The 25,034-nt window shown below is 72.9% G+C and carries 22 protein-coding genes and 1 tRNA gene; 6 read left to right on the forward strand and 17 right to left on the reverse strand.

The genetic code is table 11. The annotated features are described in order from the left end of the window. Positions 1–18: 18 nt before the first annotated feature. The gene (gene dnaJ, locus BM385_RS17760) at positions 19–1,164 is read right to left on the reverse strand and encodes a molecular chaperone DnaJ (RefSeq protein WP_093843653.1); all 1,146 of its coding nucleotides are present in this window, start codon (positions 1,162–1,164) and stop codon (positions 19–21) included. Next, a complete protein-coding gene (gene hrcA / locus BM385_RS17765; protein ID WP_019432902.1) occupies positions 1,165–2,181 on the reverse strand; it encodes a heat-inducible transcriptional repressor HrcA in 1,017 nt (338 codons plus the stop codon). 189 nt (positions 2,182–2,370) lie between these two features. Here hrcA and BM385_RS17770 point away from each other — a divergent pair, with 189 nt between their 5' ends. From BM385_RS17770 to hemW, 3 genes are read left to right on the forward strand one after another with little or no spacing between them, the layout of a single operon-like run. Next, a complete protein-coding gene (locus tag BM385_RS17770) occupies positions 2,371–3,051 on the forward strand; it encodes an MBL fold metallo-hydrolase (protein WP_217650958.1) in 681 nt (226 codons plus the stop codon). A 5-nt stretch (positions 3,052–3,056) separates the two neighbouring features. Next, positions 3,057–3,899 (forward strand): DUF3097 domain-containing protein, encoded by an 843-nt coding sequence (locus BM385_RS17775; RefSeq protein ID WP_093843654.1) that lies wholly within the window; start codon positions 3,057–3,059, stop codon positions 3,897–3,899. A gap of 25 nt (positions 3,900–3,924) precedes the next feature. Further along, entirely contained in the window at positions 3,925–5,157 is a 1,233-nt protein-coding gene (hemW, locus tag BM385_RS17780) for a radical SAM family heme chaperone HemW (protein WP_093843655.1), read from the forward strand. A gap of 36 nt (positions 5,158–5,193) precedes the next feature. Here hemW and BM385_RS17785 read toward each other — a convergent pair whose 3' ends face one another. Then, positions 5,194–7,083, reverse strand: coding sequence for an AMP-dependent synthetase/ligase (locus tag BM385_RS17785; protein WP_019432898.1), 1,890 nt, complete (start codon positions 7,081–7,083; stop codon positions 5,194–5,196). Positions 7,084–7,213: 130 nt separating this feature from the next. Further along, a complete protein-coding gene (gene lepA / locus BM385_RS17790) occupies positions 7,214–9,070 on the reverse strand; it encodes a translation elongation factor 4 (protein WP_019432897.1) in 1,857 nt (618 codons plus the stop codon). Between the two features lie 218 nt (positions 9,071–9,288). Here lepA and rpsT point away from each other — a divergent pair, with 218 nt between their 5' ends. Together rpsT and BM385_RS17800 are read left to right on the forward strand one after the other, a co-directional pair. After that, entirely contained in the window at positions 9,289–9,555 is a 267-nt protein-coding gene (gene rpsT, locus BM385_RS17795) for a 30S ribosomal protein S20 (RefSeq protein WP_019432896.1), read from the forward strand. Positions 9,556–9,780: 225 nt separating this feature from the next. Next, on the forward strand, positions 9,781–10,533 hold the full coding sequence (locus BM385_RS17800) for a hypothetical protein (protein WP_093843656.1): 753 nt from the start codon (positions 9,781–9,783) through the stop codon (positions 10,531–10,533). Positions 10,534–10,548: 15 nt separating this feature from the next. Here the strand turns inward: BM385_RS17800 and holA are convergent, their stop codons facing one another. After that, on the reverse strand, positions 10,549–11,538 hold the full coding sequence (gene holA / locus BM385_RS17805) for a DNA polymerase III subunit delta (protein WP_093843807.1): 990 nt from the start codon (positions 11,536–11,538) through the stop codon (positions 10,549–10,551). A 53-nt stretch (positions 11,539–11,591) separates the two neighbouring features. On the opposite strand from holA, the gene BM385_RS17810 reads away from it, so the two are divergent. Then, complete coding sequence (locus tag BM385_RS17810; RefSeq protein ID WP_093843657.1) at positions 11,592–11,840, forward strand: hypothetical protein; 249 nt, start codon at positions 11,592–11,594, stop codon at positions 11,838–11,840. A gap of 41 nt (positions 11,841–11,881) precedes the next feature. Here the strand turns inward: BM385_RS17810 and BM385_RS17815 are convergent, their stop codons facing one another. The 12 genes from BM385_RS17815 to BM385_RS27215 all read right to left on the reverse strand — a co-directional run bounded on the left by BM385_RS17815 (position 11,882) and on the right by BM385_RS27215 (position 25,030). Then, positions 11,882–14,716 (reverse strand): ComEC/Rec2 family competence protein, encoded by a 2,835-nt coding sequence (locus BM385_RS17815; RefSeq protein WP_093843658.1) that lies wholly within the window; start codon positions 14,714–14,716, stop codon positions 11,882–11,884. Then, the gene (locus tag BM385_RS17820) at positions 14,703–15,551 is read right to left on the reverse strand and encodes a ComEA family DNA-binding protein (protein ID WP_093843659.1); all 849 of its coding nucleotides are present in this window, start codon (positions 15,549–15,551) and stop codon (positions 14,703–14,705) included. The genes BM385_RS17815 and BM385_RS17820 overlap by 14 nt, the downstream gene beginning before the upstream one ends. A 120-nt stretch (positions 15,552–15,671) precedes the next feature. Beyond that, positions 15,672–16,517, reverse strand: a complete 846-nt coding sequence (locus tag BM385_RS17825; protein ID WP_093843660.1) for a DegV family protein — start codon at positions 16,515–16,517, stop codon at positions 15,672–15,674. A 23-nt stretch (positions 16,518–16,540) separates the two neighbouring features. Then, the gene (locus BM385_RS17830) at positions 16,541–17,182 is read right to left on the reverse strand and encodes a hypothetical protein (protein WP_019432890.1); all 642 of its coding nucleotides are present in this window, start codon (positions 17,180–17,182) and stop codon (positions 16,541–16,543) included. A 121-nt stretch (positions 17,183–17,303) separates the two neighbouring features. Continuing rightward, positions 17,304–20,162 (reverse strand): leucine--tRNA ligase, encoded by a 2,859-nt coding sequence (gene leuS, locus BM385_RS17835; protein ID WP_019432889.1) that lies wholly within the window; start codon positions 20,160–20,162, stop codon positions 17,304–17,306. Between the two features lie 225 nt (positions 20,163–20,387). Then, positions 20,388–20,460: transfer RNA gene (locus tag BM385_RS17840), tRNA-Ala, on the reverse strand. A gap of 130 nt (positions 20,461–20,590) precedes the next feature. Next, positions 20,591–20,824 (reverse strand): hypothetical protein, encoded by a 234-nt coding sequence (locus BM385_RS17845; protein WP_026047268.1) that lies wholly within the window; start codon positions 20,822–20,824, stop codon positions 20,591–20,593. Between the two features lie 339 nt (positions 20,825–21,163). Next, entirely contained in the window at positions 21,164–21,781 is a 618-nt protein-coding gene (locus BM385_RS17850; protein WP_019432887.1) for a histidine phosphatase family protein, read from the reverse strand. 23 nt (positions 21,782–21,804) lie between these two features. Next, a complete protein-coding gene (rsfS, locus tag BM385_RS17855) occupies positions 21,805–22,254 on the reverse strand; it encodes a ribosome silencing factor (RefSeq protein WP_019432886.1) in 450 nt (149 codons plus the stop codon). Positions 22,255–22,391: 137 nt separating this feature from the next. Next, the gene (locus BM385_RS17860; protein WP_093843662.1) at positions 22,392–24,167 is read right to left on the reverse strand and encodes an LCP family protein; all 1,776 of its coding nucleotides are present in this window, start codon (positions 24,165–24,167) and stop codon (positions 22,392–22,394) included. Positions 24,168–24,197: 30 nt separating this feature from the next. Continuing rightward, positions 24,198–24,833 (reverse strand): nicotinate-nucleotide adenylyltransferase, encoded by a 636-nt coding sequence (nadD, locus tag BM385_RS17865; protein WP_037755653.1) that lies wholly within the window; start codon positions 24,831–24,833, stop codon positions 24,198–24,200. Positions 24,834–24,874: 41 nt separating this feature from the next. Beyond that, positions 24,875–25,030: a hypothetical protein gene (locus BM385_RS27215; protein ID WP_019432883.1), complete on the reverse strand. Its 156-nt coding sequence runs from the start codon at positions 25,028–25,030 to the stop codon at positions 24,875–24,877. Between the last annotated feature and the right edge of the window lie 4 nt (positions 25,031–25,034).

Consider the following 25,034-nt stretch of genomic DNA (forward strand, 5'->3'; position numbering starts at 1 on the left):
CTCGCTCGCGCGCCTTCCCTACGTACGGCCGTTGAAGGCGTCCTTCAGCCGGGAGAACAGCCCTTGCTGCCCCGGCTGGAACTGCCCCAGCGGACGTTCCTCGCCCCGCAGCTTGGCCAGCCGCCGCAGCAGCTCCTCCTGCTCGGGGTCGAGCTTGGAGGGCGTCTGCACCTCGACATGGACCACCAGTTCGCCGCGCCCGTTGCCGCGCAGATGCGTCACGCCCCGGCCGTGCAGCGGGATCGACTGGCCGGACTGGGTACCGGGCCGGATGTCGACCTCCTCCGTGCCGTCCAGCGTCTCCAGCGGCACCTTGGTGCCGAGGGCCGCGGCCGTCATCGGGATGGTCACCGTGCAGTGCAGATCGTCACCGCGCCGCTGGAAGACCGGGTGCGCCTTCTCCCGGATCTCCACGTACAGGTCGCCGGGGGGCCCGCCGCCCGGGCCGACCTCGCCCTCGCCCGCCAGCTGGATCCGGGTGCCGTTGTCGACACCGGCCGGGATCTTCACGGTGAGCGTGCGGCGCGACCGTACCCGGCCGTCGCCCGCGCACTCGGGGCACGGCGTGGGCACGACCGTGCCGAAACCCTGGCACTGCGGGCACGGCCGCGAGGTCATGACCTGCCCCAGGAAGGAGCGGGTGACCTGCGAGACCTCGCCCCGGCCCCGGCACATGTCACAGGTCTGCGCGGAGGTACCGGGCGCGGCGCCCTCACCGTTGCAGGTGTTGCACACGGTGGCGGTGTCGACCTGGATCTCCTTGGTCGTGCCGAAGGCCGCTTCCTTCAGCTCGATCTCCAGCCGGATCATGGCGTCCTGGCCGCGCCGGGTGCGCGACTTCGGGCCGCGCTGGGTGGCGGTGCCGAAGAAGGCGTCCATGATGTCGGAGAAGTTCCCGAAGCCGGCCGCGCCGCCGAAGCCGGCGCCCGCGCCCGCTCCGCCGCCGGGGCCCATCGGGTCCCCGCCCAGGTCGTACATCTGTTTCTTCTGCGGGTCGGAGAGCACCTCGTAGGCGGTGTTGATCTCCTTGAACCGCTCCTGGGTCTTCGGGTCCGGATTCACATCCGGGTGCAGCTCCCGAGCCAGCCGGCGGAATGCCTTCTTGATCTCGTCCTGTGAGGCATCACGCTGCACGCCCAGGACCGCGTAGTAGTCCGTCGCCACTTAATTCTCCGCGAGGATCTGTCCGACGTACCGTGCCACTGCGCGCACCGCTCCCATCGTTCCGGGGTAGTCCATGCGGGTCGGTCCGACCACGCCCAGTTTCGCGACCGCCTCGTTACCGGAACCGTAGCCGACCGCCACGACCGATGTGGAGGTCAGCCCCTCATGAGCGTTCTCATGCCCGATGCGCACGGTCATACCCGTGTCCTTGGCCTCGCCCAGCAGCCGGAGCAGCACCACGTGCTCCTCCAGCGCCTCCAGCACCGGCCGGATCGTCAGCGGGAAGTCCTGGCCGAAGCGGGTGAGATTGGCGGTGCCGCCGATCATCAGCCGTTCCTCGGTCTCCTCGACCAGGGTCTCCAGCAGGGTGGACAGCACCGTGGACACCGTGCCCCGGTCCTCGTTGTCGAAGGACTCCGGCAGGTCCTGCACGAGACGGGGCACCTCGGCGAACCGCTCCCCCACGATCCGGCTGTTGAGCCGGGCCCGCAGGTCGGCCAGCGAGGTCTCCCCGAACGGCGCCGGGCAGTCCACCATGCGCTGCTCGACCCGCCCGGTGTCGGTGATCAGCACCAGCATCACCCGGGCCGGCGCGAGCGAGAGCAGTTCGACGTGCCGCACCGTGGAGCGGCTCAGCGAGGGGTACTGCACCACGGCGACCTGCCGGGTGAGGGTGGCCAGCAACCGGACCGTACGGCTCACCACGTCGTCGAGGTCGACGGCGCCCTCCAGGAAGCTGGAGATCGCGCGCCGCTCGGCACCGGTCAGCGGTTTGACGTCCGCGAGCTTGTCGACGAAGAGCCGGTAGCCCTTGTCGGTGGGCACCCGGCCGGCGCTGGTGTGGGGCTGGGCGATGTAGCCCTCCTCCTCCAGCGCCGCCATGTCGTTGCGCACCGTCGCCGGGGACACCTGGAGGTTGTGCCGCTCCGTCAGCGCCTTGGAACCGACCGGCTCCTCGGTGCCGACGTAGTCCTGGACGATGGCGCGCAGCACCTCCAGCCTGCGTTCACTCAGCATGCAGCGACACCTCCCGTCCGGCCGCATTTCCCATCAGTGCCGTCCTGGCACTCATCCACTCCGAGTGCCAATCCCTGTCCAGTGTACGGCCGGGTAGCAAGGCCAGGGAAAGCGCGACGGCCCGACGGTATCGCGGGAGCGGTCCCGTCCGGCAGAGCATGCCCCGCTCCGTGACGTTAACTTCGCACCGTGGAGACCTCTTGGGAAGAGCTTGCCGCCGGCGTCCTGCGGACCCGGCTGCCGGGATGGGACGAGACGGTGGGCGCGATCGCCGGGCCGCGCGGGGTGCTGCTCATCGACGCCGGGCCCTCCCCGGCCGCCGCCGGGCGGATCCGGGCCGGCCTGCGCGCGCTGCTGGGGCTGCCGGTGCGCTGGGTGGTCCTGACGCATCCGCACTTCGACCACGCCCTCGGGGCCGGCGGTTACCCCGGGGCACGGGTGTTCGGGACGCTGGGCGATCCGCTGGAGCTGGCGGCGGACGCGGTGCGGCACGGCATGCCGGAGCGGGAGGCCGCCGAGGGCGTCGCGGCGCTGCGGGGCGTGCGGGCCCGCCCGGTGACCGGGAAGGCGTCGCTCTACCTGGGCGGCGGCCGTACCGTCTCGCTGGCCCCGTTCGGGCCCGCGCACACCCCGCACGACGTGGCGGTGAAGGTGGACCGCACCGTCTTCACCGGCGATCTGGTCGAGGAGTCCGGCGAGCCGCAGGCCGGCCCGGACGCGGACCTTGCCGCCTGGCCGGGCGCGCTGGACCGGTTGCTGGCCTGGGGCGGTCAGGACGCGCGGTACGTACCCGGCCACGGGGCGGTGGTGGACGCCGCGTTCGTGGCCGCCCAGCGCACCGCGCTGGCCGCACGCGCCGGGGCACAATGACGGCCATGCGCAGCAGAGAGTACGGACCCGATCTGACCCCGCCGTGGAAGCGGTCCGCCCCGGCGCCCGAGGTGCCCGCCGAGCCCGGCCTGGTGGTGGAGGAGGCCGGCACCGGGTACTGCGGGGCGGTGATCGGCTGCGAGAAGACGGCGCAAGGGCCGGCCGTCACGCTGGAGGACCGGTTCGGCAAGCGGCGGGTGTTCCCGCTGGAGCCGCGCGGCTTCCTGCTGGAGGGCAGGCCCGTCACCCTGGTCCTCCCCCGGGCCGCGCGCCCGGCGGCGCCCGCGGCCCCGGCCCGTACGGCGTCCGGCTCGGTCGCCGTCCCGGGGGCGCGCGCCCGGGTGGCGCGCGCCGGGCGGATCTATGTGGAGGGCCGGCACGACGCCGAGCTGGTCGAGAAGGTGTGGGGCGACGATCTGCGGATCGAGGGGGTGGTCGTGGAGTATCTGGAGGGCGTCGACGACCTGCCCGCGATCGTGCGCGAATTCGGGCCGACGGAGCGGGCCCGGCTCGGCGTGCTGGTGGACCACCTGGTGCCCGGTTCCAAGGAGTCCCGGATCGCCGCCCAGGTCACGGACGAGAACGTGCTGATCGTCGGCCACCCCTTCATCGACATCTGGCAGGCGGTCAAGCCCTCGGCGCTGTCCATCCCGGCCTGGCCCACCGTCCCGCGCGGCCGGGACTGGAAGCAGGGCGTGTGCGCGGCGCTGGGCTGGCCCGCCAACACCGGCGCCGCCTGGCGGCACATCCTGGGCCGGGTGCACAGCTACCGCGACCTGGAACCGGCCCTGCTCGGCCCGGTCGAGCACCTCATCGACCACGTGACGGTGGGCGGCCCGGTGCCCTGACCACCGATGGCGGACAATGGAGGGCATGCCCTCCGCTCTGCCCGACGGCGAGCCCGTCCCCGAGGACGGCTCGCTGCCCGCCGCCGCCCTGGACGGATCCGCCGGCCGCCCGCTCGCGTTCTATCTGCACGTGCCGTACTGCGCCACCCGCTGCGGCTACTGCGACTTCAACACCTACACGGCGACCGAGCTGCGCGGCTCCGGCGGGGCGCTGGCCTCCCGGGAGAACTACGCGGCCACCCTCGCCGAGGAGATCCGGCTGGCCCGCAAGGTGCTCGGGGACGACCCGCGCCCGGTCAGCACCGTCTTCGTCGGCGGCGGCACCCCCACCCTGCTGCCCGCCGCCGATCTGGGCGCGATGCTGGCGGTGGTGCGTGAGGAGTTCGGCCTGGCGCCCGGCGCCGAGGTGACCACCGAGGCCAACCCCGACTCGGTCGACCCGGCCTATCTGGAGCGGCTGCGCGCCGCCGGCTTCACCCGCGTCTCGTTCGGAATGCAGAGCGCGAGCCCGCACGTACTGAACGTACTGGAGCGCACCCACACCCCCGGCCGTCCCGAGGCGTGCGTGGCCGAGGCCAGGGCCGCCGGGTTCGAGCACGTCAACCTCGACCTGATCTACGGCACCCCCGGCGAGAGCGACGCGGACTGGCGCGCCACCCTGGAGGCGGCCGTGGCGGCCGGGCCCGACCATGTGTCGGCGTACTCACTGATCGTCGAGGAGGGCACCCGGCTCGCGGGCCGGGTGCGGCGCGGCGAGATCCCGATGACGGACGACGACGTGCACGCCGACCGCTATCTGATCGCCGAGGAGGTGCTGTCGGCGGCGGGCTTCTCCTGGTACGAGGTCTCCAACTGGGCCACCTCCACCGCCGCCCGCTGCCGGCACAACGAGCTGTACTGGACCGGCGCCGACTGGTGGGGCGCCGGCCCCGGGGCGCACAGCCACGTGGGCGGGGTGCGCTGGTGGAACGCGAAGCACCCCGGCGCGTACGCCCAGGCGCTGGCCGCCGGCCGCTCCCCCGGCGCGGGCCGGGAGGTGCTGACGGCCGAGGACCGGCGGGTGGAGCGCATCCTGCTGGAGCTGCGGCGGGCGGCCGGCTGCGAGCTGTCGCTGCTGCACACGGCCGGAACGGCGGCGTCCGCCCGCGCGCTGGCGGACGGCCTGCTCGACCCGGCGGCCTACGACGAGGGCCGCGCGGCCCTCACCCTCCAGGGCCGGCTGCTCGCGGACGCCCTGGTCCGCGACCTGGTCGACTGACCGGGCCGCGGGCCGGGCCGCACCCGCCGGCCCCGGTCAGGTACGGGGCGCGTACATCTCCTCGATGAGCTCCTTGTACTCGCCCTCGACCACCGGACGCTTCACCTTCAGGCTCGGGGTCAGCTCCCCGTGCTCCACGTCCAGGTCCCGGGGCAGCAGCCGGAACTGCCGGACGGTCTGCCAGCGCTGCAGACCCTCGTTCACCTGCCCGACGTACCCCTCGATCAGCTCACGGGTCCTGGCGTCCGCCACCACCTCGGCGTAGGACCGGCCCGCCATGCCGTTCTCGGCCGCCCAGCCCAGGATCTGCGCCTCGTCCAGGCCGATCAGCGCCGAGCAGAACTTCCGGTCCGCGCCGATCACCAGCACGTTCGAGATGTACGGGCACACCGCCTTGAACCGGCCCTCGATCTCGGTCGGCGCCACGTACTTGCCGACCGACGTCTTGAACAGGTCCTTCTTCCGGTCGGTGATCGTCAGATAGCCGTCGTCGGAGAGCACACCGATGTCCCCGGTGTGCAGCCAGCCGTCCTCCTCCAGCGTCTCCGCCGTCAGCTCCGGCAGGCCGTGGTAGCCCTCCATGATCCCGGGCCCGCGCAGCAGGATCTCGCCGTCCTCCTCCGCGATCCGCACCTCGCAGCCGGGCAGCGCCTTGCCGACCGTACCCGTGCGGTAGCCGACCTCGGGGTTCACGAAGCTGGCCGCGGCGGACTCGGTCATCCCGTAGCCCTCCAGGATGTGCAGCCCGGCGCCGGAGAAGAAGTACCCGATGTCCGGGGCCAGCGAGGCCGAGCCGGAGACCATGCCGCGCAGCTGCCCGCCCATCGCCTCGCGCAGCTTGCCGTACACCAGCTTGTCCGCCACCGCGCGCCGCGCCGACAGGCCGAAGGGCACGGTCGCGGCACCGGTGCGCCGGTAGTTCTCCTGGGCCGTCTTGGCGTACTCGATCGCCGTCCTGGCGGCCCACTCGAAGATCCGCACCTTCGCGGCGCCGCCGGCCCGCGCCTTGGCCTGCGCGCCGTTGTAGACCCGCTCGAAGATCCGGGGCACGGCCGCCATGTAGGTCGGCCGGACCACCGGCAGGTTCACCACGATCTTGTCGGCGCGGCCGTCCACCGCGCTCACGTGCCCGACCTTCACATGCGCCGAGATCAGCACCTTGCCGAAGATGTGGGCCAGCGGCAGCCACAGGTACTGCACGTCGTCGGAGCGCAGCAGGTTGATGGCCTCGATCGCGTACCCCATGTAGGACCAGGTGTCCTGGCGCAGCCGGACACCCTTGGGTCTTCCGGTGGTGCCCGAGGTGTACATCAGGGTGGCCAGCTGCTCGGGGCGCAGCGCGGCCACCGTCTCCTTGACGGCCTCGGGGTGCTTCTCCAGATACGCGGCCCCGCGCTCGGCGAGGTCCGCGAGCGAGAGCACCCAGCCCTCGGGGTCGCCCTCGGCCGGTACGGCGTCGGCGGCCTCGATGACCACCACGTGTTCGAGCGCGGCCAGCTCGGCGCGCCGCTCCCGGACCTTGGCGAGCTGCTCGGCGTTCTCGGCGATCACCACCTTGCTGCCGGAGTCGGCGAGGATGTACGCCGTCTCCTCGGCGTTGGTCTGGGTGTAGACCGTGGTGGTGGCCGCGCCGGCGCACATGATGCCCAGGTCGGACAGGATCCAGTCCACGCGGGTGGTGGAGGCGATGGCGACCCGCTCCTGCGGGCGTACCCCGAGGTCCATCAGCCCGGCGGCGATGGCGAAGACCCGGTCGGCGGCCTGGGCCCAGCTGTAGGAGGCCCAGTCGTCGGGACCGGTGCCGGAGGCCGGCGGCACCGGGTAGCGGAACGCCTCCCGGTCGGGGGTGGCGGCGACACGGTCGAGGAACAGCTGCGCCAGGGATGGTGGACGGTTCTCGATCGACTGGTGCTGCTGTTCGCTCACGGCTTCCTCCGGTCCCGCGCCGTTGGGGGCGACACATGGGTGACTGATGAGTAACTCATGGGTAACTTGGGACGATCAGATTACGGCCCAACCCCGCCCCGCGTAAGGCCCGTAACGACCGGATCTGGCGCTACTTCTTGTTCTTCCCGTCACCGGTGCCCGCGCCGTCGGAATCCGAGGAGAGCGCCGCGATGAACGCCTCCTGCGGAACCTCGACCCGGCCGACCATCTTCATGCGCTTCTTGCCCTCCTTCTGCTTCTCCAGCAGCTTCCGCTTGCGCGAGATGTCACCGCCGTAGCACTTGGAGAGCACGTCCTTGCGGATGGCCCGCACCGTCTCGCGGGCGATGACCCGGGAGCCGATGGCGGCCTGGATGGGCACCTCGAACTGCTGGCGCGGGATGAGCTCGCGCAGCTTGGACGCCATCTTCACGCCGTACGCGTACGCCTTGTCCTTGTGCACGATCGCCGAGAACGCGTCCACCTGGTCGCCGTGCAGCAGGATGTCGACCTTCACCAGCTGGGAGGGCTGCTCCCCGGTGGGCTCGTAGTCGAGCGAGGCGTAGCCGCGGGTCTTGGACTTCAGCGCGTCGAAGAAGTCGAAGACGATCTCGGCGAGCGGCAGCGTGTAGCGCAGCTCGACCCGGTCCTCGGAGAGGTAGTCCATGCCCTGGAGGGAGCCGCGCCGGTTCTGGCACAGCTCCATGATCGCGCCGACGAACTCGTTCGGGGCGATGAGCGTGGCCCGTACCACCGGCTCGCGCACCTCGGCGATCTTGCCGGTCGGGTACTCGCTGGGGTTGGTGACCGTGTGCTGGGTGCCGTCCTCCATGGTCACCTGGTAGACCACGTTGGGGGCGGTGGCGATCAGCGCGAGGTTGAACTCGCGCTCCAGGCGCTCCCGGATGACCTCCAGGTGCAGCAGCCCGAGGAAGCCGACCCGGAAGCCGAAGCCGAGGGCGGCGGAGGTCTCCGGCTCGTAGACGAGCGCGGCGTCGTTCAGCTGGAGCTTGTCCAGCGCGTCGCGCAGGTCCGGGTAGTCGGAGCCGTCCAGCGGATAGAGCCCGGAGAACACCATCGGCTTGGGGTCCTTGTAGCCGCCCAGCGGCTCGGTGGCGCCGCCGCGCTGCTGGGTGATGGTGTCGCCGACCTTGGACTGGCGGACGTCCTTCACCCCGGTGATGAGGTAGCCCACCTCGCCGACGGCGAGCCCGTCGGCCGCGGTCATCTCCGGCGAGTTGGTCCCGATCTCCAGCAGTTCGTGGGTGGCGCCGGTGGACATCATGGCGATGCGCTCGCGCTTGCCGAGCTTGCCGTCGACCACCTTGACGTAGGTGACGACCCCCCGGTACGCGTCGTACACCGAGTCGAAGATCATCGCACGGGCGGGGGCGTCGGCCTGCCCGACCGGGGCGGGGACCTTGCGGACCACCTCGTCCAGCAGTTCGGCCACGCCCTCGCCGGTCTTGGCGGAGACCTTCAGCACATCGGAGGGGTCGCAGCCGATGAGGTGCGCCAGCTCGGCGGCGAACTTCTCCGGCTGGGCGGCCGGCAGGTCGATCTTGTTGAGCACCGGGATGATGGTGAGGTCGTTCTCCATCGCCAGGTACAGGTTGGCGAGGGTCTGCGCCTCGATGCCCTGGGCGGCGTCCACCAGCAGGACACAGCCCTCGCAGGCGGCCAGCGAACGGGACACCTCGTAGGTGAAGTCCACGTGGCCCGGGGTGTCGATCATGTTCAGGACGTGCGAGGTGCCGCCGGTGTCCTCCGAGCTCCACGGCATCCGGACGGCCTGGGACTTGATCGTGATGCCGCGCTCGCGTTCGATGTCCATGCGGTCGAGATACTGGGCGCGCATCTGCCGCTGCTCCACGACCCCGGTCAGCTGGAGCATCCGGTCGGCGAGGGTGGACTTGCCGTGGTCGATGTGGGCGATGATGCAGAAGTTGCGGATCAGCGCCGAATCCGTGTTCCCGGGCAGATGCACGTACTCTGACCTGCACTTTCTTCAAAGTCTGGGTGGTGTCGTGGTGCTCTTGGCGCCCTGCGGGAGCCGCACGGTGCGACCATTGTCCTTCGGCCGGCCCGGGGCAGCAGCCAAGGGAAGCCTACGGGACCCCAGGGGGGCGCTGGTAAGCTGGCCCACTGTGTCTGCTGGACACGCATGCTCAAACAAACCTGTAGCGAATCTGTAGAGGCTCCTTCGTGGCGAACATCAAGTCCCAGATCAAGCGGATCACGACCAACGAGAAGGCGCGGCTGCGCAACAAGGCGGTCAAGTCCGAGCTGAAGACCGCCGTCCGCGCCGCCCGCGCGGCCGTGGCCGCCGGCGACGTCGAGAAGGCGGAGGCCACCTACCAGGTCGCCGCCCGCAAGCTGGACAAGGCCGTCAGCAAGGGCGTGCTGCACAAGAACAACGCCGCCAACAAGAAGTCCGCGCTGGCCGTCCAGGTCAACGCGCTCAAGGGCTGACCTCTTCTCGACCGCAGCGGTACACCCCGCCCTTCCGGACCAGGCGGCCCCTCTCTCCGCCCCGGACGGCCCTGAGCGCCGCGCTGTCCACCGTTCGCCACGACGGGCGCGACGCCGCGTGCACCGCTGGTACGTCGTACCGCAGCAGTACCCCGAAGGCCCCAGCACCTCCCCTTCCCCGGGACGGTCTGGGGCCTTCGCCATGGACGCGGTAGGTTACCGCCCATGGCCATACCGGGGGGCTCGCCCAACCCTTATCTCCAGCCGCAGCAGCCGCATCCGTACGCCGGGGGGTACTCCTCGTACCCGCCGCCGCCCCCGCCCGCGCCCCCGGCCGGCGGCGGCAGGGGCGGCGGCGTCCCCGGCTGGCTGTGGGGGCTCGGCGGCGTACTGCTCGCCTCGGCCGCCTGGGGCGGGGTGCTGCTCGCCACCGGTGGACTCGGCGGCGGCGACCGGCCCGACCTGGCCGGCTACGGCACCACCGACGACCTGTGCGCGGCGGCCGATGTCTCGGCCTTCGAGGACAGCTACAGCATCGACTCCGAACCCCGGGCCGGCACCTTCAGCGGTGACCGGCTGGAGAAGGCGGTCTGCGACATCACCCTCACCCCGACCGGCGACGAGAACTACAACTCCGTGTACCTCAACTACGAGGTGAGCTGGCACCGGGGCACCGACCCGGCACCGGAGTTCGCCGACCAGGCGCGGTCCTCCGAGGTGTTCTTCGGGAATGAACTCGAACTGACCGTCGAGGAAGTATCCGGGCTGGGCGACGAGGCGTACCTGGTGACCTTCGCCGAGGAATCCGGCGAACTGACCTGGGCGGTGCTCAGCGTGCGCGAAGGCTGGTTCGAGGCCCACCTCAGCTGGAACGCCTTCCTGGACACCCCGGAGTACGCGGAGCTGGTGGAGGCCCGTTCCGTCACGGCGGCGCTGCGCACCTCGGCCGAGAAGACCCTGGTGGCACTCAAGGAGTAGCCGGGCGCCCGGTGTTCACCGGGAACGGGCGGCGCGGGCGATGGTGACCACCGCCTTCTCCAGCGCGTACGCCGGGTCGTAGCCGCCGCCCTTGACGGCGGCGTCCGCGTCCGCCACCGCGCGCAGCGCGACCGCCACCCCGTCCGCCGACCAGCCGCGCATCTGCTGCCGCACCCGGTCGATCTTCCACGGCGGCATGCCCAGCTCGCGCGCCAGATCGCCGGGCCGCATGCCGCCGGGGGCCGAGGCCAGCTTGCCGATCGCCCGCACGCCCTGCGCCAGCGCGCTGGTCACCAGCACCGGGGCCACCCCGGTGGCCAGCGCCCAGCGCAGCGCTTCCAGCGCCTCGGCCGGCCTTCCCTCCACCGCCCGGTCGGCGACGGTGAAGCTGGACGCCTCGGCGCGGCCGGTGTAGTACCGCGCCACCACCGACTCGTCGATGGCGCCCTCCACATCGGCGGTCAGCTGGGCCACGGCGGAGGCCAGCTCCCGCAGATCGCTGCCGATGGCGTCCACCAGGGCCTGGCAGGCCCCGGGGCTGGCGCTGCGCCCCAGCGACCGGAACTCGCCGCGCACGAAGGTGAGCCGGTCGGCCGGCTTGGTCATCTTCGGACAGGCCACCTCGCGCGCCCCCGCCTTGCGGGCGGCGTCCAGCAACCCCTTGCCCTTGGGGCCACCGGCGTGCAGCAGCACGAGGGTGATCTCCTCGGCGGGGGCCGCCAGATAGGACTTCAGCTCCTTGACGGTGTCCGCACCGAGGTCCTGGGCCGCCCTGACCACGATGACCTTGCGCTCGGCGAACAGCGAGGGGCTGGTCAGCTCGGCCAACGTGCCCGGCTGCAACTCCCCGGCCGCCAGGTCCCGTACATCGGTGTCCGGGTCGGCGGCCCGGGCCGCGTCGGTGACTTCCCGCACGGCGCGGTCCAGCAGCAGCTCCTCCTGCCCCACCGCGACGGTGAGGGCGGCGAGCGGGTCATCGGCGGTGTTCTGCGTCTTCCTGGCCATCGCCCCCAGCATCCCACGCGCCACCGACACCCCGGCCCGGCGACAATGGACGGGTGACCGAAGCGACTCCCCTGATCCTGGTGCTGCCCGACCGCGACGCCGCCGAGGAGGTGGCCGCCGAACTCACCGACCGCTTCCCGCTGCCCACCGAACCACAACTGGTCCGGGAGGCCCTGGCCGGCGAGGACGACGCGGAGGACGCCCAGTGGCTGGTGGTCCTGGAGGACCCACCGTCCACCGTCGACCCGGCGGCCCTCGCCTCCCTCGCCGAGGAACACGACGGCTGGCTGGAGCGGTCCTAGGACGTTGACCGGGGAGATCGGCAACGCGCCCGGCCCGCCGGTCACGACACACCCCCGCCCCGGCCCCCGTCGCAGCGCAAGCGCGACTCCCTGTCCCGGCCGACCCCGCACAAGGACGCCCGAACCCCGACGGCAAGCCCGGACGGGGTACCGGCACCGGTCCCGCTGTCCTCCCTCCGGGTGGCGGACACCCCGCCCCGGGTGACCGGGCCGCCGACATCCCCCACCCCGGCCGGACCGTCACCTCCCTCGCCCCCACCCGGAACACGGCCCTCATCGAGCCCAGCGCCGCCCGATGCCACCCCCGCACCCTGCGCGCCCGGCCGGAGGAGAACGAACTCGCCACCCGCCCCCTGATGAAGAACGGCACCTGGCTGGTCCGGCCGCAGCACGCCCCGTGACCCCCGAGCACGGCGACGAAGCCCGCCGCACGGTGCACTTCGTCCACGCCTCGACCCGGCACCCCCGGGACACCGACCGCTGAGCCGGCCTCCCCGGACCACTCCCCCGGGGCCGTCCGGGCCCGCCGTGACGGCCAGTGCGCCGTGCAGATCGGTGCGCAGCACCGTGGCGCCCACCGCGTCCAGGGCGTCCAGGGTGCGCTGGGCAGGGTGGCCGTAGCTGTTGTCCGCGCCCACCGGGATCAGCGCCAGGCCGGGGCGCAGCCGCTCCAGCAGCGGGGCGTACTGCTCGCCCGAGCCGTGGTGGGCGACCTTCAGCACCGCCACCTCGCCGAGCCCCGGGTGTGCCTCCAGCAGCCGCCGCTGCGCAGGCGGTTCCAGATCGCCGGGGAGCAGGACCGTCACCCCGGCCGTGCGCACCAGCAGCGTCACGCTCGCGTCGTTCGCCCCGAGCCCCTGCTCCGCCGCGTCCGGAGGCGGCCACAGCACTTCCCAGCTCAGCTCCTCCCCGACCGCGCCCCCGGCACCGGCGCCCACCGGCAGCACGGGCACGCCCTCGTCCGCCGCCACCCGGGCCACGAACGCGGCCTGATCGGGGTCCTCCTCCACCGGCGAGACCTGGATCGCGTCCACCGCACGGCCCCGCAACACCCCCGGCAGCCCGGCCACATGGTCGGCGTGGAAGTGGCTCAGCACCAGCAGCGGGATGTGCCGCACCCCCAGCTCGCGCAGACAGCGGTCCGCCGCCACCGGGTCGGGACCGGCGTCCACCACCACCGCCGTGCCGTCCCCGGCGGCCAGCGCCAGCGCGTCGCCCTGCCCCACATCGCACACCACCAGCCGCCAGCCCGGCGGCGGCCAGCCGGTGAGCGTCCGGCTCAGCCGCTCCACCGGTGCGGGCCGCAGGACCGCCGCGAGCAACAGCAGCGCACAGCCGGCGCCCAGCAGCGGGCGGCGCAGCGCCCGCCGCAGCAGCGCCACCACCGCCACCGTCAGCACCCCCAGCAGCGCGGCCCCGGCCCAGCCGCCGGGCCAGCCCAGTTCGGCCCCGGGCAGCCCGGCCCCGGCCCGGGCGATCCAGGCGATCGCCCCGGCCGGCCAGCCCGCCGTCCAGGCCAGCACCTCGGCGACCGGCATGGCCACCGGGGCGCACACCAGCGCGGCCCAGCCCAGCACCAGCGCCGGGGCGAAGGCGAGTTCGGCCAGCAGATTCGCCGGCACGGCGACCAGGCTGATCCGCTCGGTGAACACCGCCACCACCGGAGCGCACACCACCTGCGCCGCCCCGGCCGCCGCCAGCCCTTCCGCGAGGCGCCCCGGCACCCCCCGGGCGCGCAGCGCGGCGCTCCACCGCGGTGCGAGCGTCAGCAGCGCGCCGGTGGCCAGCACCGACAGCAGAAAGCCGAACGACCGGGAGAGCGTGGGGTCGTACAGCACCAGCAGCAGCGCGGCGGCGGCCAGGGCCGGCAGCAGCGAACGGCGCCGCCCGGTGGCGAGCGCCAGCAGCGCGATCCCGCCGCACACGGCCGCCCGCAGCACGCTGGGGCCCGGCCGGCAGATGAGGACGAACCCCACCAGCAGTCCGCCGCCCAGCACGGCCGTGCTGCGCAGCCCGATCCCCAGCCGCCCGGCCAGTCCGCCCCGCTCGGCGCGCCCCGCCGAACCGGCCGGTCCGATCAGCACGAACAGGACGATCGCGAGATGGGCGCCGCTGACCACGATGATGTGGGTGAGATCGGTGGCCTGGACCGCCTCCCGCAGCTCGGGCGTGATCCGCGAGGCGTCGCCGATGACCAGCGCCGGCACCAGGGCCCGCGCATCCTCCGGCAGCCCGTCCGTGGCCTCGCGCAGCGACTGGCGCAGCAGCCCGGCGAACCGCTGGCCACCGCTCGGCTCGGCGGTGATCCGGGGCGGACCGTCGCCCAGGACGCGCAGCACCGCCGCGAACTCACTGCCCCGTCCGGGCATCGGCTCGTCCGTCCTGGCCTCCACCAGCAGCCGGGTGGAGGGCAGCACGGCCGCCCACTCCGCCAGGTGTCCGGCGGCCGGCCGGGCGACCACCACGACCGGATCGCCCCGGTCGGTCGCGCCCGTCATGACGACCGCCTCGCCCCGCTGCGTCGCGGCCACCTTGGGGTCGCCGCCGATCTCCACCTCGACGGTGGTGCGTTCGCCGGTCGACTGCGCGAGCGGGCTGCCGCGTACCGCCGCGCCGTGCAGCGCGGCCACCACCGCTCCGGCGGCGGCAGAGGCCAGCGCCATGGCCACGGCCACCCACAGCCCCGAGCGGGAGCACGCCAGCACCGCCACGGCCAGCAGCGCCGACCCGCCGGCCGCCCACAGGGCCACCACCAGTGGCCCGTCCAGCGCCGCCGCGGCGGCGGCCCAGGCCGTCCCGGCGGGCGCCACCAGCCGCAGATCCGCCGCCCGGTCGGGCGGTGCCGTGCCGGTGGCCGGCGGCTCAGAGCGTGACACGGGACTGGAGGTCGCTCAGCCGGCGCTCACCGATGCCGGACACGTCGAGCAGCTGATCGACCGAGGTGAATCCACCCCGTTCGGTGCGGTGGGCGATGATGTTCGCCGCGAGGACGGGGCCGACACCCGGCAGGGTCTGCAACTGTTCGGCGGTGGCCGCGTTGAGGTTCACCGGGCCGCCGACCGCTCCCGGATCGGCGGCCACCGGGTCGGGGGTGACGCCCACCAGGATCTGCTCCCCGTCGCTCAGCGGCCGGGCGCGGTTGAGCCCGTCGGTGTCGGTGCCGGGCAGCACCCCGCCGGCCGCCTCGACCGCGTCCGCGACCCGGGCGTCCACGGCCAGGGTCCGCAGCCCGGGGCTGCGCACCTCACCCGCGACGTCGACCACCAGTGTCTCCGGCTCGGCCGCCTGCTCCGCGACCTGCTCGGCGGCGGGCGAGGGCGCGGCGGCGACCGGCTCCGCACCGGCCGTGACCGTACGCGGCCGTCCCGCCGCGTAGTGGTGCACGGCGAAGCCGGCGGCCACCACCAGGACCACGGCGAGCGCCGCCAGCGTGCGCGGCTCCACCCCGCACCGGTCCTGGAACCCGAGCCGCAGCCGCTGCCACCGGGACAGCCCGGGAGCGGGCTCCACCGCCGCCTCCGACGGTGCCTTCGGAGGCGGATCGGGGTGCGGATCCGGATGCGGGTCGGGCGGCTGCCGCCCCGGCCCGGCGACCGGGGTGAGCGGCCCCGCACCACGGATCGTCGGGGGCGGGAACAGGACGGCGGCACGGACGGACGGCTGCCGGCCTTCCTCGTGCGTACGGATGCGGGTCGCGCTGTGATTCCTCATGGCCGCACCGTACGGACCTTCCGGACCCCTCGGGAAAAGGCCCGAAATTCTGTGGAAAACCCGGCCCCTGTGGATAACTCCGTCACTCACACGAGTGAGAAAGGGAGCCGGAAGCAGTCCCTATCGCGGCGCGACGACCGCCGCCAGCAGCCCCGGCCCGGTGTGCGCCCCCAGCACCGCGCCCACCTCGCTCACCCGCACCCGGGCCGCCCCCGGAATCCGGTCCCGCAGCCGCTCCGCGAGCGCCACCGCCCGCTCCTCCGCCGCCAGATGGTGCACGGCCACATCCACCGCGCCGAAACCGGCGTGCGCGGCGGCCAGCTCCTCCAGCCGGGCGATCGCCTTCCCCGCCGTCCGCACCTTCTCCAGCGGCTCGATCCGCCCCTCCACCAGTTCGAGCAGCGGCTTCACGGCCAGCGCCGACCCCAGCAGCGCCTGCGCCGCCCCGATCCGCCCACCGCGCCGCAGATGCTCCAGGGTGTCCACGTAGAAGTACGCCCGCGTCGACTGCGCCCGTTTGACCGCCGCCGCCACCGCCTCATCCGCCGTGCCACCCACCTCGGCGGTCTCCGCGGCGGCCAGCACGCTGAACCCCAGCGCCATCGCGACCATCGCACTGTCCACCACCCGCACCGGCACCGGAGCCTCCCGCCCCGCCAGCACCGCCGCGTCGTACGTCCCCGAGATCTCCGCCGACAGATGCAGCGACACCACGGCCTCCGCGCCCGCCTCCGCCGCCCGCCGGTAGGCCGCCGCGAACGTCTCCGGGCTGGGCCGCGACGTGGTCACCGGCAGCCGCTCCCGCAGTGCCCGCTCCAGCCGCCGCGCCGCCTCCGGCGTCCCGTCCGGCACCGGCTCACCGTCCAGCACCACGGTCAGCGGCACCACCGTGATCCGGTGCCGCTCCACCTCCGTGAGCGGCAGATGGGCGGTGGAATCCGTGACGATGGCGACAGAGCGGGGCATGATCCGGAGAGTAGCCGACCGCGCTAGCCGCGCTCCCCGGCCCCCGGCCGCTTTCCGCCGCCCTCGATCCCCGGCTCCGGCTCAGCCACCGCGCCCGGCACCGCCCCCGGCCGTTCCTCGGCCGGTGCCCAGTGCCGCAGCGCACTCGCCTCGACCTCGATCTGCGCGTGCAGCGCGTCGAGCGCGTCCACATCGTGCCGGTGCGCCCGCTCCAGCGCCGCCGAGCGCAGCGAGCCCGCCGACCGTACGATCCGCTCCGCCCGCTCCCGCAGCGCGGGCAGCCGCGCCGCCACCACCCGGCGGTCCGGCTCCCCGGCCACCAGGGCGCCCAGCTCCCCGTCCAGCTGGCGCGCGTGCCCGTACAGCTGGTCCAGCAGCGCCAGCGACTCCCGCAGCCCCGGGTCGTCGGCCGCCCCCGTCCGCAGGACACCGCGGGTGCCCTCCAGCGCGCCCCGCAGTTCCTTGCGGGTACGCGCCACCTCGCCGAGCACGCCGGGCTGCACGGCGCGGGCCGCCAGCGTGGCCTCCGACACCGTGCGGTTCACCTTGTGCCGCAGCTCACGCCCGGCCCGCTCGGCACGCCGCTTCACCGACCGTGCCGTGCGCACCACCAGCGCCACGAACACCAGGAAGGTCAGCACCATCACCGCGACAGCGATCTCCATCCCACCCTCCTCACTCCCGCCAGCCTAGGCCGACCGGCCCCGAATCGGGACAGGGCCGGACCCGGAACCCTCCCGGATTCCGGCCCCGGCCCCGCCCCGTACGGCCGTCGTGTCCGCCCGGTCAGGCGGGCACGATGTTCACCAGCTTGGGCGCCCGCACGATCACCTTGCGCACCGCGCCCCCGCCCAGCGCCGCCACCACACCCGGGTCGGCCAGCGCCAGCGCCTCCAGCTCCGCGTCGGCGATCTGCGGCGGCACCTCCAGCCGCGCCTTCACCTTGCCCTTGACCTGCACCACGCAGGTGACGGTCTCCTCGACCACGTACGCCGGGTCGGCCACCGGGAAGTCCGCGTGCGCGACGCTGCCGTCGTGGCCCAGCCGGTGCCACAGTTCCTCGGCGATGTGCGGGGCCAGCGGCGCCGTCAGCAGCACCAGCGTCTCGGCGACCTGGCGCGGCACCGGGCCGCCCCGCTTGGTCACGTGGTTGTTCAGCTCGGTGATCTTGGCGATCGCCGTGTTGAACCGCAGCGCGTGCAGATCGCGGGTCACCCCGTCCACCGCCCGGTGCAGCGCCCGCAGCGTCTCCTCGTCCGGGGTGTCCTCCGTCACCGTGACGGCGCCGGTGGTCTCGTCCAGCACATTGCGCCACAGCCGCTGGAGCAGCCGGTACTGCCCGACCACCGCCCGCGTCTCCCACGGCCGCGAGACGTCCAGCGGGCCCATCGCCATCTCGTACAGCCGCAGCGTGTCCGCCCCGTACTGCGCGGCGATGTCGTCCGGCGAGATCGCGTTCTTCAGCGACTTGCCGATCTTGCCCAGCTCGCGGGTGACCCGCTCACCGCCCCACCAGTACGTGCCGCCCTCGCGCTCCTCCACCTCGGCGGCCGGCACCGGGAAGCCGCGCGCGTCACGGTAGACGTACGCCTGGATCATGCCCTGGTTGAACAGCTTGTGGTACGGCTCGGCCGAGGACACATGCCCCAGGTCGAACAGCACCTTGTGCCAGAACCGGGAGTACAGCAGGTGCAGCACCGCGTGCTCCGCGCCGCCGACGTACAGGTCCACGCCCCCGGTCGGGACGCCCTCGCGCGGGCCCATCCAGTACCGCTCCAGCTCCGGGTCCACCAGCCGCTCGGCGTTGTGCGGGTCCAGGTAGCGCAGGTGGTACCAGCAGGAGCCGGCCCAGTTGGGCATGGTGTTGGTCTCGCGCCGGTACGGCCTGGGGCCGCGCCCGTCGCCCAGGTCCAGGGTGACGTTGACCCAGTCCTGGTTGCGGGACAGCGGGGTCTCCGGCTGGGTGTCGGCGTCCTGCGGGTCGAAGGTGCGCGGCGCGTAGTCCTCCACCTCCGGCAGTTCCAGCGGCAGCTGCGACTCGGGCAGCGCGTGCGCGATGCCGTCCTCGTCGTACACGATGGGGAACGGCTCGCCCCAGTACCGCTGCCGGCTGAACAGCCAGTCCCGCAGCCGGTAGTTGACGGTGCCCTCGCCCAGGCCGCGGTCGGCCAGCCACGCGGTGACGGCCGCCTTGGCCTCCTCGACGCCCAGCCCGTCCAGCGACACCTCGGGCCCTGCCGAGTTGACCAGCCGCGCGTCCTTGGCGTTGAACGCGTCGTCCCACTCCGCCGGGTCCGTGCCGCGGCCGTCCGTCGGCTCCACCACGCACCGCATCGGCAGCTCGAAGGCGCGCGCGAACGCGAAGTCCCGGCTGTCGTGCGCCGGCACCGCCATGATCGCGCCGGTGCCGTAGCCCATCAGCACGTAGTCGGCGATGAACACCGGGATCCGCTCGCCGTTGACCGGGTTGGTGGCGTACGCGCCGGTGAACACACCCGTCTTGACCTTGGCGTCCGCCTGCCGCTCCACATCCGACTTGGCGGCGGCCTGCTTGCGGTACGCGGCCACCGCCGCGCCCGGCGTGGCGTGCCCGCCCGTCCAGGCCTCGCGGGTGCCCTCGGGCCAGGCCGCCGGCACGATCGCCTCGATCAGGTGGTGCTCGGGCGCCAGCACCATGTACGTGGCGCCGAACAGCGTGTCCTGACGCGTCGTGAACACCGTGACGGTGCCCCCATCGCCCGGCTCACCCACCGCGAAGTCGACCCGCGCGCCCTCGGAGCGGCCGATCCAGTTGCGCTGCTGGAGCTTGATGGCCTCGGGCCAGTCGACGGTGTCCAGATCGTCGGCCAGCCGGTCCGCGTAGGCGGTGATCCGCATGTTCCACTGGCGCAGCTTGGCCTTGAAGACCGGGAAGTTGCCGCGCTCGGAGCGCCCGTCGGCGGTGACCTCCTCATTGGCCAGCACGGTGCCCAGCCCCGGGCACCAGTTGACCGGCGCGTCCGAGGCGTACGCCAGCCGGTACCCGCCCAGCACCTCGGCGCGCTGCGCCGGCGTCAGCTCGCTCCACGGCTCGCCGTCCGGGGTGGCTCGGGTGCCGGCCTCGAACTCGGCGACCAGCTCCGCGATCGGCCGGGCCCGCCCGGCGTCCTTGTCGTACCAGGAGTTGAAGATCTGGACGAAGATCCACTGGGTCCAGCGGTAATAGTCCGGGTCGATGGTGGCGATGGAACGCCGCTTGTCGTAGCCCAGACCCAGCCGGCGCAGCTGGCCCTCGTACTTCTCGATGTTGGCCTCGGTGGACACCCGCGGGTGCGTGCCGGTCTGCACGGCGTACTGCTCGGCCGGCAGCCCGAACGCGTCGTAGCCCAGGGTGTGCAGCACGTTGTGGCCGCTCATCCGCAGGAAGCGCGCGTACACGTCGGTGGCGATGTAGCCCAGCGGATGCCCGACGTGCAGCCCCGCACCCGAGGGGTACGGGAACATGTCCATGATGAACTTCTTGGGCTTGGCCGCCTGCGCCGGGTCGTCCGCGAGATCACCGGACGGGTTCGGGGTGCGGTACGTGCCGTGCTGCTCCCAGTAGTCCTGCCAGCGTGCCTCGATGTCCGCTGCCAGGGCGGCGTCGTACTTCTGTGTCTCGCTCATGGTCCTCGAAGCTCCATCGGATCGTCTCTGCCACGCCATGAAAAAACCCCTCGCACAGGAGGGGACCGCCGCGCCGATTCCGGCCCCGGCGCACCAGCGGGGGCCGGCGGTGATTCAGCGCGGCCGGCTAAGCAGAAGGCGTACGGCACGCATGGGCCCAGACTACCGCACGGACCACAACCGAAAGCGGGCCATCCATCAACTGGATGACCCGCTTGGTGATTGTGGAGCTAAGGAGAATTGAACTCCTGACCTCTTGCATGCCATGCAAGCGCTCTACCAACTGAGCTATAGCCCCTTGTTCTATTGTTCCCCGCCGGGCTTCCTTCCGGTTTCCCTTCCGGCCCCTTGCGGCGATGCCCTTACTCTACACATGAACCCGGGTGGTTTGCCAAATCGGCTGCGGCGGGCCGCCGTCCGGGGGTTCGTCAGGCGCTGGCGAAGGAGTAGAACCGCTTGAGCGCGCAGTGCTCGTCGAGCAGCCGGCCGTAGATCGGCTCGCCCTCCAGCTCGCGGTACACCTCGATGGGGTCGCCCTTGATGATGAGCGCCCGCGCGCACTCCACGCACCAGTACTGGTAGCTCGTGTTGACGGGCTGGAGATCGCGGACGATGGGCGTACCGCAGCCGCACCAGTCGCATTTTCTGCTGTGGGCACCCAAGGGAAACGCCTCCGTCAATGCCGGACAGGCCAGGCCGGGGACCCCTCGCCCGGCATTCCCCGATTGTGCCACGGGGGGAGGGGGCCCTATAAGGGCCTGGTCACACCTCGTGTGCAAAGGGAGACGCGTTCGAGATCCGCGTGCGATTCCGGTGGGCGGTACGGGCGGGCGGCAGGGCCGCGGCGGATGCGGCGGGCCGTACGGGCCGGGGCGCGGTGGGCCGGGGCCGCCGCTGGGGCGCGGCGAAACGGCGGGCGGGCCGCCCCGGGGGCCAGCCCCGGGGCGCGGCAGAAGCCCAGCGCCCGGCGCCCGCGCGCCCCGCGCACGGGAAAGGACGTCTCAGACGTCGTCGCCGATGACCGGCTCGGGCAGCGAGCCCGCGTTGTGCTCCAGCAGCCGCCAGCCACGCACGCTCTCACCGAGCACCGACCAGGAGCAGTTGGCCAGCCCGCCGAGCGCCTCCCAGGTGGGCGGCGCCAGGCCGATCAGCCGGCCGATGGTGGTACGGATCGTGCCGCCGTGGCTGACCACGACCAGCACTCCGCCCGGCGGCAGCTTCTCCACGGTGCGCTCCACCAGCGGCGCCGCCCGGTCGGCGACCTCCGTCTCCAGCTCACCGCCGCCGCGCCGCACCGGCTCGCCGCGCTTCCAGGCGGCGTACTGCTCGCCGAAGCGGGCCTTGATCTCCTCGTGCGTGAGCCCCTGCCACTCGCCGGCGTACGTCTCGCGCAGCGCCTCGTCGTGGGCGACCGGCAGCCCGGTGACCGCCGCCAGCTCGGCGGCGGTGGCCGCGGTGCGGCGCAGGTCGGAGGCGATGATCGCGTGCGGGGACAGCCCGGCCAGCAGCCGCGCGGCCCGCTTGGCCTGCGCCACGCCGGTCTCGGTCAGCTCGATGTCCAAGGTGCCCTGGAAGCGGTTCTCCAGGTTCCAGGCGGTCTGCCCGTGCCGCCACAGCACGATCCGCCGGCCGCGCGCGGCGCTCAGCTGAACTCACCGCCCGGTGCCGTCTCCCCGTCCGCCCCGGCGCTCTCGCCGGCGTGCGCCGCCGCCTTGCCGCGGGTCGCCAGGGCGTCCTCGGGCAGGTCCAGCTGCGGGCAGTCCTTCCACAGCCGCTCCAGCGCGTAGAACACCCGCTCCTCGGCGTGCTGCACATGCACCACGATGTCCACGTAGTCGAGCAGCACCCAGCGGCCGTCCCGCTCGCCCTCGCGGCGCACCGGCTTGGCGCCCAGCTCCTTGTTCAGCTTCTCCTCGACGCCCTCCACGATCGCCTTGACCTGCCGGTCGTTCGGCGCGGAGGCGAGCAGGAAGGCGTCGGTGATGGCGAGGACGTCACTGACGTCGTAGGCGACGATGTCGTGCGCCAGCTTGTCGGCCGCGGCCTGGGCGGCGGCCTCGATCAGCTCGGTGGCGCGATCCGTTGCGGTCACAGGCGAAGCTTCTCCATCGTTGCGGTGGCGGTGGTGGTGCGGCAGCGTCAGTGGATTTCTCCGACGATGTCCCCCCAAGGGTCTCACGGCCCACTGACAGGCTCAGCCCGGTTCTCCCCCGAGCCGGCCGCCCACCGCTACTCTCCGTAATCCTCACCCAGGATGATCGTCACATCGGCATTGGGCGCGCCGTTCCCGGCCTCCACCGCGTCCTCCGGCAGACCCAGCGTCCTGGCGGCCTCCAGCGCCGTCTCGCGGTGCTCCTCCGCCCCGTACGTCACCCGCGAGGTCTCGCTCGCCTCTTCCGCCGTCCGGCTGTCGACGACCGAGAAGCCACCGTTGATCAGCGCCACCCGGGCGGTCTCCCCGCCCTCCCCGGTGCCGGTCGCGTCGGTGACCGAGATCCGCAGCGCGGCCCCCGGGTCGGCGTTCACCACGGTGCCGCCCAGCACGTCCATGACCAGGCCCTCGGCGGTCTCGGTGCTGAGCGTGCCGTCGGTCTCCACCGGCAGCAGGACCGTCTCGTACGCCCCGTCCTGCGCGTAGCCGCCCAGCTGGGCCAGGCTCAGCGCCAGCTCCTCCTCGGACAGCGAGGGGTCGGCGATCAGCCCGACCGCGTGAATGGTCCGGGTCGCGCCGTCCTCGCCGGTCGGCATCTTGGCCAGCATCCCGGCCAGGACCTGGCCGAAGCGCTCAAGGCGCGCGTTCTCCGGCTCGTCGGGCTCGCGGTGCGTGGCGTACGCGACGGCGGCCTCGCCGCTGAGCGGGACGTTGTCGCCCAGCGGCACCACCGGCTCGTCCTCCTTCGCGCCGGGCACCTCGACATCGGTGGTGACGGTGATCCCGCCGAGCAGATCGACCAGGGTCTCCAGATAGGGAGTGCCCAGCCGCCACGTCCCCTTGATGTCGGCGCCGAGCAGCGCGCCGGCCGCCTCCCGTACGGACCCGGCCGCTTCCTGGGTGACGGCCTGGCCCAGCGTGGTGGTGCCGCCGTCCGGGGTGATGGTGAGATCGCCGGGGAGCAGCACGGTGTACCCGCCGCCGGTGGTCTCGTTGGCGACCAGCAGGGCGGTGGAGGCGGTCTCGCCGTCCAGCTCCCGCAGATGAACGATGATCACATCGCGCTTCTGGGCCTCCGCCGCCGCCCCGTCCTCACCCCCCGGTCCGGACAGAAACGGCAGCCGGTCGGTCGCCCAGAGCGCGCCGACCCCGCCGACCAGGGCCAGCACCAGCACGATCACCAGCAGCCTGACCCGCCCCCGGCCGCGCCGTTTGGCCTCCTCACGGCGCTCGGTGCGGCTCTCGCTGAACTTCAGCCAGTCGATCACGTCCTCCGAGTCGGTGTTCTCCTCCTCGATGAAGGCGAACTGCTCGGTGGTGTACTCCTTGTCCTCCGCCCCGGACCCCCGGCCCTCCCCCGGCTCCCCGCCGGGCCCGGGCTCCGGGCCCCCTGCGGGCTCCGGCGCCGCATCGGCCGCAGCCCCGGCCCCGTACTCCGGCTCCGGCCGCCGTTGCTGCGGCACACCCCGGTCCGGCGTCGCGTCCGGCGCTTCGGCGGGCGGGGCGGCCACCGGCGGCTGCTCCCCGGTGTCGTACCCGTACCCCGGCGCGTAGCCGTCGTGCGGCGGGTAGGTGGTGTCGGTGATCCGCGGCTGCTGGCCGCTCCCCCAGTCGTACGACTGCTGCTGATAGCCGTCGTACCCCTGGCCGTCCTGGTACCCCTGGGGCTGCTGGTACGGGTCGTACCCCTGGTATCCCTGGTGCTGCTGCTGCGGATACGGCTGCTGCTGGTAACCCGACTGGTCCTGGGGCTGCTGGTAGTACTGCTGCTGATCCGGCTGCGGCTGGTACAGGGGGCGCCCGTACTCGTCGTAGCCGTAGATCTGCCCGTACGGATCCTGTCGGTCGTTCACCCGTGCCGCCCCTTCAGTCCCTCAGCCGGTTCAGCCTGTCCGCTCCGGAAGGTCAAGGTCCCGGTCCCGGTAGAGGGCGCGCTTGTTGATGTAGCGCACCACCCCGTCCGGCACCAGATACCAGACCGGGTCACCCCGGGCGACCCGCTCGCGGCAGTCGGTGGAGGAGATCGCCAGCGCGGGCACCTCCACCAGCGAGACACCGCCGTTGGGCAGCCCGGGATCGGCGAGGGTGTGACCCGGGCGGGTGACACCGATGAAGTGGGCGAGCGAGAACAGCTCCGGGGCGTCCCGCCAGGTGAGGATCTGGGCGAGCGCGTCCGCGCCGGTGATGAAGAAGAGATCCGCGTCCCGGTGGAGTTCCCGCAGTTCCCGCAGCGTGTCGATGGTGTACGTCTTGCCGCCGCGGTCGATGTCGATGCGGCTCACCGAGAACTGCGGATTGGACGCGGTCGCGATGACCGTCATCAGATACCGGTCCTCGGCGGCCGAGACCTGCCGGTGCTCCTTCTGCCACGGCTGCCCGGTCGGCACGAAGATGACCTCGTCGAGGTGGAACCGGGCCGCCACCTCACTGGCGGCGACCAGGTGGCCGTGATGGACCGGATCGAACGTCCCGCCCATCACACCGAGCCGCCGCCTCCCGGCGGTTATGCCGTCTCCCATAAGCCGACCCTAGCTGGTGGTTGCCGGTGAGGCCGTACGGCTCAGCGGTCGCGGTTGAGACGGGTGGTGATCCACAGGAGCACCAGCAGCGCCGCGAGCGTGCCGGCGCCGATGAAGTACGGATTGAGGCTGTCGTGCGCGCCGCCCTCGCTCGCGAGTGTGGTCAGGGCTTCGGCAGTGCTGCTGGGCAGGTTCATGAAC

The organism is Streptomyces harbinensis (genome assembly GCF_900116145.1).
In the GTDB taxonomy this organism is placed as follows: Bacteria; Actinomycetota; Actinomycetes; order Streptomycetales; family Streptomycetaceae; genus Streptomyces; species Streptomyces carpaticus.